The 9,846-nt window shown below is 42.9% G+C and carries 6 protein-coding genes and 1 other RNA gene; 2 read left to right on the forward strand and 5 right to left on the reverse strand.

Annotation, left to right across the window (positions count from 1 at the left end):
* The first annotated feature begins 713 nt into the window (after positions 1-713).
* Positions 714-2,864: a TonB-dependent receptor family protein gene (locus tag CWB80_RS13740; RefSeq protein ID WP_138602364.1), complete on the forward strand. Its 2,151-nt coding sequence runs from the start codon at positions 714-716 to the stop codon at positions 2,862-2,864.
* An 803-nt stretch (positions 2,865-3,667) separates the two neighbouring features.
* On the opposite strand, the gene nagP is transcribed toward CWB80_RS13740, so the two are convergent.
* From nagP to CWB80_RS13765, 5 genes are all read right to left on the reverse strand, one after another.
* Positions 3,668-4,972 carry an N-acetylglucosamine MFS transporter NagP gene (gene nagP, locus CWB80_RS13745; RefSeq protein ID WP_054551319.1) on the reverse strand — a complete coding sequence of 435 codons (1,305 nt, stop codon included), beginning with the start codon at positions 4,970-4,972 and terminating at the stop codon, positions 3,668-3,670.
* A gap of 208 nt (positions 4,973-5,180) precedes the next feature.
* On the reverse strand, positions 5,181-6,347 hold the full coding sequence (locus CWB80_RS13750) for an FAD-dependent monooxygenase (protein ID WP_138602362.1): 1,167 nt from the start codon (positions 6,345-6,347) through the stop codon (positions 5,181-5,183).
* A complete protein-coding gene (gene ubiH, locus CWB80_RS13755) occupies positions 6,344-7,525 on the reverse strand; it encodes a 2-octaprenyl-6-methoxyphenyl hydroxylase (protein ID WP_138602360.1) in 1,182 nt (393 codons plus the stop codon). Before ubiH ends, CWB80_RS13750 begins: the two co-directional genes overlap by 4 nt.
* Positions 7,526-7,533: 8 nt before the next feature.
* Positions 7,534-8,859 (reverse strand): Xaa-Pro aminopeptidase, encoded by a 1,326-nt coding sequence (pepP, locus tag CWB80_RS13760; protein WP_138602358.1) that lies wholly within the window; start codon positions 8,857-8,859, stop codon positions 7,534-7,536.
* 20 nt (positions 8,860-8,879) lie between these two features.
* The gene (locus CWB80_RS13765; RefSeq protein WP_054551315.1) at positions 8,880-9,443 is read right to left on the reverse strand and encodes a UPF0149 family protein; all 564 of its coding nucleotides are present in this window, start codon (positions 9,441-9,443) and stop codon (positions 8,880-8,882) included.
* Between the two features lie 194 nt (positions 9,444-9,637).
* Between CWB80_RS13765 and ssrS the strand changes: the two genes are divergently transcribed.
* Positions 9,638-9,821: non-coding RNA, 6S RNA (gene ssrS, locus CWB80_RS13770), on the forward strand.
* Positions 9,822-9,846: the final 25 nt, after the last annotated feature.

The raw sequence follows: 9,846 nt of genomic DNA on the forward strand, positions 1-9,846 counted from the left end.
TCGGATCTCGTACCTTTCCCCTTTACTTTTGCTAACTTTTTAATCTGAAAGCTGACGGCTGAAAGCTGATTGCTCCAAAGTTGGGTTTCGCTCCGCTCTAACCAACCTACGAGCTAATGAGTTAAGCACTGTAAGTCGTCATTTATGGCGACACATAATCGCTAACATTGACGGGCTAAAGCCCGACCTACATCTTATTTCTGTGGTTTAGATAAGCATCGCGCGAAATAAATTTCACGCCTACGGGTATGCATTTCACTGAGACTGCGTGCAGGCTGATCTGACTTATAGCTTAAAGCTTACAGCTCTGTTGTTTTAATCTAACTTCTAACCACTGATATCTAATATCACCATTTTTTTCGGCGTTAAAACGCCTCCTACAACTCGCATCTCGTTCCTCGTATCTCGCAAACTTTCCCCTATACTTTTGCTAACTTTTCAATCTGAAAGCTGATGGCTGAAAGCTGATTGCTCCAAAGTTGGGTTTCGCTCCGCTCTAACCAACCTACGAGCTGACAGCTGCAGTCATTAAGTTTTACTTAACACCAAACCAAACCCAATATCGTAATACAATACTACTGTATTCCTTATAACCCCTTCAATTCATGAACTTACAGTTCAGACCTGTTTTATTACAAATAGGATTGATTCGCATTTTTTTACATGTTTTAATTGCGCCTGTTAAAAATATCTAAACATATACAGGACTCACAATGACACCTAAGTTTATTGTTTCTACGCTTTCGACTGCGGTCGCTTTATCTTTAAGCGCTAATGCTTTTGCAAAAGATGTAACTAAAGAAGAGAAAAACTTCGAGCAAATCACTGTAATTGGCTCTGCATCTGCAATTAACGATATTCCTGGCTCTGCTACTTTTATTGATGAGCAAGAACTAGAAAAGTTTGAATATACTGATATCTCACGTGTTTTAAGTGCTGTACCGGGTGTATATGTACAAGAAGAAGACGGCTATGGCCTTCGTCCTAACATCGGTATGCGTGGTACGGGTACAGGTCGTAACGACAAAATCTCAGTAATGGAAGATGGTGTACTTGTCGCACCAGCACCTTACTCAGCGCCTTCTGCTTACTACTTCCCTACTATGGGTCGTATGGAGTCTATCGAAGTACTTAAAGGTGCAGCGTCTGTTAAGTATGGCCCACGTACAACAGGCGGTGTTTTAAACTTAGTTTCTCGTAGCTTACCAACTGAAGGGTCTAAAGGTTTACTTAATGCTGAACTTGGTAGCGATGGCTTCTATAAAGGTCATGCTTACTTCGGTAAAAAGAAAAACAATGCTGCGGGCCTTGTAGAAGTATTCACTTACGGTGCTGATGGCTTTAAAGATTTACCAGTTGGTAGCGACAACACTGGCTTCGAAAAGAATGATTTCTTATTAAAGTTTGGTTTTGACTTTGGTGATAACGAAGCACACAGCCTAGAAATGAAGTTAAAGTACTCAGACGAACGCTCTGACGAAACTTACATGGGCTTAACTGACGCTGATTACCAAGAAAACCCTTACCGTCGTTATGCAGCATCGCAAAACGATGAAATGAACACACAACACAATGCATACCAAATCAACTATGCATATCGTTTTGGTAAAGGTTACGAGCTACTTGCTACAGCTTACCTAAACGACTTCCACCGTAACTGGTATAAAGCAAGCAAAGTAAGCAGCAGCTACCTTGAGCAATACAGCGAGTTTGAAGCAAACCCAACGAGCGAAGGTATTGAAGGTATTGGCGTAAAAGCGAATAACCGTGATTACCAAGCGAAAGGCTTACAAACTGAATTCCATATCCCTGCGGGCAACCACTACATCACAGTTGGTGCACGTTACCACGAAGATGAAATGGATCGTTTCCAATGGGAAGACAAGTACACGCTTAACCAAGACCTATCAATGACGCTTACAGAAAAAGGCGTTCCAGGTTCAAACAGCAACCGTTTAGATAGCGCTGAAGCAACGACCCTATTCATTCAAGATGAGTGGTCACTTGATGCATTAGTCATTAGCGCAGGCCTTCGCTATGAAGACATCACAATCAAACGTGTTGAATGGGCTAAGTCTGATCCAAACCGTGAAAATGGTTTAACAAAAGATATCAGCAACGACACTGAGATCTTAGTACCATCACTAGGTGCGACTTATACTGTAAGCGATAACCTAACGCTTCTTGCTGGTATTCAAAAAGGTTACGCACCAGCAGCACCGGGTAACGCAGATCAAGAAGAAGAAGAGAGTGTTAACATTGAGCTAGGTGGTCGTTACGATTACGCTGGCATTCAAGGTGAAGTAATTTACTTTAACTCTGACTACACAAACATGCACGGTAACTGTACTGCGGCTGTAGGTTGTAGCGATGACAATATTGGCGACCAATACAACTACGGTGAAGTATCTGTGTCTGGTTTTGAGCTAAGCGCAGGTAAAGTGTTTGCTACAAACGCAGCTTCATTCCCAGTACGCTTAACTTACACTTACACTGATTCTGAGTTCGACAATGCGTTTGAATCAGATCTTTGGGGTAGCGTAGAAAAAGGCGATGCAATGCCATACGTGCCTGAAAACCAATTAGCGCTTTCGATGGGTGCTGAGTTCTCAAGCTTCGTATTCGATACGCAAATGCGTTATGTGTCTGATGCACACGCAGACTTAACAGACTCAGGTCGCAATGCAATCGACAGCCGCGTTGTGTGGGATTTAGCAGCTAAATACCTAATCGACGACAAACAAAAAGTATACCTAACAGTAGATAACCTGTTTGACAAAACCTACGTTGCAAACCGTGCAAACGGCGGTATTCAACCAGGTAAACCACGTACCCTACAACTAGGTTACAGCTACTCGTTCTAATAAAACGACTTAGCGAAATATCAAAAGCCGTGTGATGAAAATCCCACGGCTTTTTTGTGGGTGTGAGTTAGCAAGTTAGTAGTCGTGATTTAATATCACGTAATTCAATGAATACTCACAAAGAGGATAAGAGGCGCTGCGCTTTAGAGGAAAGTAACTAATAGTTTTATTGGGTTGCTCATTCACTTCTCATTGCCTTCTCTTTGTGAAAAAAATTGAACAACAGAGAACACCGAGATGCTTCATGTTACATAGAGAAAACATAATTTAAAATAATAATCACAAAGAAGATAAGAGGCGCTGTGCTTTAGAGGAAAAACAACAAAATCTTATGGTCTTTCTCATTCTTTTCTCATTGTTTTCTCTTTGTGCAAAAAATTATTGAACCACAAAAAACAGTAAATTACGCGGGGTAAACGCGCTGCTACGAATTCGGCGTTAAAACGCCTCCTACAACTCCCATCTCGCTAACTTTTCAATCTGAAAGCTGATGGCTCCAAGCGCTGGGTTTCGCTCCGCTCTAGCCAACCTACGAGCTAATGAATCAAGCACTGTAGGTCGTCATTTATGGCGACACATAATCGCTAACATTGACGGGCTAAAGCCCGACCTACGTGTTACTTCTGTGGTTTAGATAAGCATCGCGCGAAATAAGTTTCACGCCTACTGATGAGCATTTCAGCTCCTTTGTTTTCAATCTGATAGCTGACGGCTGAAAGCTGTTAGCTTTAGTTTACCCACAAAAAAGCCGCGGTGATGGGCGTACCGCGGCTTTGCCTAACTTGAAAAATTAGTTTGCTGGGTTATTTCCAGCTTCTCATCTTATGGCCTTTTAAGGCGTAGAATAAAATGAATACATAACTTGGGATCATCACAATGTAAGCGCCTTGTGCGCCTAGGCCTGCTACGTTTCCTAAACCGATTAGTAATGGGCCGAGTGCACCACCAGCAATACCCATGATCAGTAAGCCAGATGCAGTGCCTGTTAAGCGACCTAAGCCAGCTAAAGCCAGTGGCCAGATTGCAGGCCAAACCATGGCATTAGCAAAGCCTAATAATGCAATGCATAACAATGGGTCTGGTAATTGTGGGCCACCAAATGGCACTAATAATAGGTTTGAAATAATGAACGAGTCATTGCTACCAAGTACCACTAACAACACGGTGATAATACCGGCAATACCCGACATTAATAATGCCGTTTGTTGGCTCATAAAGCGTGGAATAGTCAAAATACCAATCGCGTAACCAATCAACATACACGCCATGGTGTAAGAGGTCATAACTGAGTAGTCAGCAACGCCAATTTGTAAAGCGTACGAGCCAATGGTGTCTGCGGCAATAACTTCAACAGCAACATATAAAGCAATACCCACCACACCTAAAACTAAGTGAGGGTGTGCTAGGGTTTCTTTAATTTCCCCTTTGCCGTTTGATGTTTCGTCTTCATCAAACACTAAGTCAGGCAATGGTGCAAATTTAGCAAAGGCAGCAAATAACATGATTAAAGCAGCAATCAACACATAAGGCATGATAAGGCTATTTGCCATAATGTCTTTTTGTTCTTGCGATAATTTACCTGCGCCATCAACAACACCGCTTACAACTACAGCCGCAAAAATAACAGGCACAATAACACCCGCAAATTTGTTTAATAAGCCCATGATACACACGCGCACAGCGGCTGATTTCTCAGAGCCCATTTTAACCACGTATGGGTTAACAGCGGTTTGTAGTACGGTTTGTCCAACACCTATCATTAATTGTGCGAACAAGAATATTTCGATCATTTGCAGTTTCGCAGCGGGAATATACATCAGCGCCGATAAAGCCATAATCGCACAGCCAATCGCCATACCATTCTTATAACCAACGCGCTTGATCAGCATAGCCGATGGGATACCGGCAACTGTTACCGCAATATAAAAAGAAGAGATGATAAACGAAGCTTGTAACGGCGAAAGCTCAAGCATTTGCTGCAAAAATGGTGTAATTGCACCATTAAGCCACGTTATACACCCTAAGATAAAAAACATTGAGCCGGCCAATATCATTGGCAGCCAGATGCTTTGTTTTGTGTTGTTGTCACACTCAACCGTTGCTTCCATAATTGTTCTCTTAGTTTAATTATTTTTATTTGGTTGGAAACTAGTATACAACCCAACAGAGCTGTTTAATTTCCATACCAATCACAAAAATTTAATCATACACTAACAAAAATGACAGCGCTATCATTTTGCATTCATATAAGTGCAAAAAAGCCGCAGCTAATTGCTTAGCTGCGGCTTAAACTAAATAGTAACAACTAGTTAGATGTTATTTACCAATTGCTTCTTTTGCGAACAAATGTTTAATTGGGCCAAGGTTATCAACTAGGCTTAAACCAACACCACGTACAAGTTTTTTCAATGGGTTAGCGCCTGCAAATAGCTCTTTTAAGCCTTGCATCATAGCTATGTGCTTTTGTGCATCAAGCTTACGAGTACGTTCATAATCACGCAGCGTGCGTGCACTTGCAAACTCGCCTTGCTGATTACTTAATAGCTCAATTAAATAAGCGGCGTCTTTTAGGCCAAGGTTCATGCCTAAACCGGCTAATGGATGAATGGTATGCGCTGCATCACCCATTAAAACCACTTTGCCCGACACCCACTGCTGGGCATAACGCATCTTTAATGGAAACGCCATGCGCTCACTTTGCACTTCACATAAACCACATTGGCCATCGAGGGCTGCCATAACCGCTTTATTAAAGTGGCTATCATCAAGTGGTAAAAGTGTGTCGCAATGCTCAGGGCTTGTTGACCAAACAATTGAGTGCGTATGTTTATCTGGCAAGGGTAAAAACGCCAGCGGCCCGGTTGGTAAAAACACTTGGCGTGCCGTGTTGTTATGCTCATCGGCAGTTTTAACCGTGGCAACAATGGCGTGATGGTCATAATCTTTAAAAGTAATTGGCATGTTGAACTGCTTGCGAATAGCCGAGTTAGCACCATCTGCCGCCACTAATAATTTAGCAATCACAGGCTCGCCGCTTTCTAGAGTAATAAACACATCAGAGTCGGTTTGATGAATTTGCTGATAGCGGGTTTCGAACAATAAAGTGGCATTACTTTGCTTTTCAAGTTCGCTAATTAAAGCGTATCGAATAATGTCGTTTTCGACGATATGACCGAGCTGCGGTAAGTCGAGATCGTTATGATCAAAATGAATTTTGCCAAAGCTGTCTTGATCACGTACATCCATCGACGTATAGGGTGTAGCACGCTGTTTAATGATCTCTGGCCATACATTTAATGACTCAAATAAACCCTGACTAGCTAGGCTCAATGCGCTCACGCGAAGTGCGTAATCATCACCCGGTAAGGTTTGATTTTTACTCGCATCAATCACCACAACGCTGATATCTGCTTTTGCTAAACCAAGTGCTAGCGTAAGGCCAACACAGCCACCACCGACAATACAAACTTGTGCTTGTTTCATATCCGTTTACCTTGCTTAACCTGACCCATAAGCTGTTTTGCCAGCGGGGTTTTTAACGAGGAGAATAAATCCATTGAGAAAAGGCCAATGCTGCGACCAAGCGCGAGCAATCGTGATGAGTAAGAGAACAAACGCACTAGGCTGTCTGTAAGTGTCATCACGGTAGTAATATCTTTACTGCGAGTTTGGCTGTAATAACGGGTAAAGGCGTAATCACCAAGGTCGTCTCTATTTGCCATATCACACAGTAGTTGCACATCACGCAGGCCTAAATTAAAGCCCTGCCCTGCGATTGGGTGAATAGCATGCCCTGCATTACCAATTAATACTGTACGGTGGCTGCTCAGTGATTCTGCTTTACCATACACAAGCGGATAACTTGCTCGCATACCCACTTTGCTAAATGCGCCGCCGCAGTAACCAAATGCTTTTTGTAACGCAGCTAAAAAGGCATCATCTTCAAGCGCCATAGTGTGCTCAATTTGCTCAGGCTCCATACACCACACCAGTGAGTATCGGTTATTGCTCATTGGCAACAGGGCCATTGGGCCGTGCTCAGTAAAACGCTCAAAGGCATGATGATGATGACCACCAGCCACTTCGATGTTAGCAATAATCGCCGCTTGCTGATAAGCGCGAGTATTAAACTCTATATTAGCCAGTTTACGGCTTTGCGAATGAGCACCATCGGCAATCACCACAAGCTTTGCGCTTAACTGCTCGCCTGAGTTCAACGTGATATTGGCAAAATCGCTTTGGTATTCAAGCTTGGCAACCGTATCAGGGCAAAACAAACTAACATCAGTACGCGTAAGTTGCTGATGAAGGCTGCGCCCAAATGGATTCACTTCGACCACATAACCAAGGGCATCATGGCCATATTCTTGGCAATCAATATGCGTTTTACCAAAATGACCACGATCAGACACAGTGACTTTTTTAATCGCTGCCGCAAATGGCGCTTGGCAATCAAACGCATTGATTGATTTTAAGTACTGAACAGACTGCTGAGCCAGCGCAATGCTTCTATCATCAAAGCTTGGGTGATAGTCTGCGCTTACTTCATTTGCTTCAATTACAGCGATTGATAACTGCTTATTGCTCTGTTTTAGGCCCAGTGCACAACTTGCACCCGCCATTCCACCGCCGATAATGACAACATCAAACTGCTTTGCCACGCTTGCTCCTAGCCTTTGTTTGCTTGCATCACTGCTTCAATGTCACCAATGGTTTTAGGAACCGAAATGGTCAGGTTTTCATGGCCATCTTGAGTGACAAGTAAGTTATCTTCGATACGAATACCGATGCCTTTATATTGCTCTGGTGCTTTTGCATCTTCGCTAATATATAAACCCGGCTCGATGGTGAGCACCATGCCCGGCTCAAATACGCGCTCTTTTTCATCAAGCTTATATTCGCCAACATCGTGTACGTCTAACCCAAGCCAGTGGCCAAGGCCATGCATGTAAAACGCTTTGCAGGCTTGGTTTGCCATTAGCTCATCAAGCTCGCCGGTTAAAATGCCTAAATCAATAAGCCCTTGCGTCAGTACCGTTGAGGCTAATTCATTGGCTTTCGATAAACTACCGCCCGGCTTTACTTGGCTAAATGCTGCTTCTTGAGCTGCTAATACAATGTTGTAAAGCGCCGCTTGTGGTTCGCTAAACTTGCCATTGATTGGGAAAGTACGTGTGATATCTGCCGCATAACCTTCTAGTTCACAGCCAGAATCAATTAACACTAAATCGCCATCTTTTAGCTCAGCATCATTTTGTGTGTAGTGCAAAATGTTGGCGTTATCGCCACTGCCGACAATCGTGCCATAAGCAGGATGACGGGCACCATTCATTGCATAATGGTGGTGAAGCTCTGCTTCTAATTGATATTCAGTTGCGCCAGGTTTGGCAAACTGCATAGCGCGAATATGGCCTTGTGCACTAATTTCGCACGCTGTACGCATAATGTTTAATTCTGCGTCAGATTTAAACAAACGCATTTCATGCACTAAACCACGAATATCTTTAATGGTATGTGGGGCTTTATAGCCTTTTTTAGGTGCGCCGCGAAGGGTGTTTAATAAATCCCAAACCTTTGCATCAAAATTTGCGTAAGTGCCTTGTGCATAAAATAAAATCTGCTGGCCGTTCACCAAATCTAATAATTGTTCATCTAGTTCACTAAGTGGGCAAGTTGCGTCGAATAAGTACTCAGATTTAGCTTTTTCGAAACCAATTCTTCGGCCATGCCAAATTTCGGCTAGTTTGTCTTTGTTACGGCAAATAAGCGTACTTGGTGTATCGCTCGACGGACAAAGCACTAAAACTGCATCTGGTTCGTTAAACCCAGTTAGATAGAAAAAGTCACTGTCTTGACGAAATGCATATTCAGTATCACGGCTGCGTGTTACTTCTCCTGCCGCAGGAATTATAGCCACGCTATTCTTATCCATCATCGCAAGCAAGCGCTCGCGGCGGGCTTTAAATTCAGCTTTATCGATTGCAATAGACGACATGCTAAACCTCTGTAATTTGATTAGTGAAGGGTCTTCTTAGGGTTTTTATCGGCTGGCTCTTTGCCTAATTCAGCAAAACATAACAGCGCAGAAACACGTACATACTCAATCACTTCGTGCAGTGCTTGGCTGTCTTCTTCGGTCTCTTCAAACATGGTGTCTAGGCGGGTAATTTCACTAAAATCGCTGATCACTTCTTTCACATCAGCAGATAACTTGCCGTAATCTTTTTGTTTTAAACCAAAACCAAGCATAAAACCCGATACCCAAGATACTAAGCCATTGGCTAAATCGATCAGTGTTTCGTCGTCGCTTGGTAAGAATAGGTCAAATTGAAATTCTTCATCGCTGAAGCTGGCAACAACCTGAGAATACACATCAGCAAAAAATGCTTTTAAATCTTTATTGAAGGCTAAGCCATCATTGAATACATCGCTTAATAAACCTAAGTATTCGTCGGCTTCGATATTGATGCCACAGGCTAATAAACCACTGATCACACCATGGGCTTCTGCTGGTGCGACAAAAATTTCATTCTTTTCTAATAACAATTGGGCTTGTTGGTAATCAGGTAACGTGCTCATAACTTTTTCTTTGTTCGGCTAAGTAACGCCATGCTACCACTCGATAAATCGCAACTCCAATTAATTGTATGATTGAGGTCAAAAAGCAATCTGAAAAGTAAATAAGCAGTTAAAGGTGGGGAAAAACTACGCGAACGATCCGCTTTTTTTGCTTCTATGGTTTAAGGATTGAAACTTGTCTTATATACTGAAGGTGTTCCCTAGGGTGCAGGAGCTTGGTTAAGTCCCTGAGCCGATAAATTTTATGTTAGGGTTTCTGTTCGTTTACTATTGTGCAAGCTCGGCATGTACCGAGAAGCCTACGGTAGACCGCAGATCCCCGCCCTGAAACCTCAAGGTTTCAGGACTGACACCGGGCACCGCATACTTGGGGAACACCAACAAGCTATCAGCTATCAGCTAT

Source organism: Pseudoalteromonas sp. S1650, from assembly GCF_005887195.1.
Lineage (GTDB): Bacteria > Pseudomonadota > Gammaproteobacteria > Enterobacterales > Alteromonadaceae > Pseudoalteromonas > Pseudoalteromonas simplex.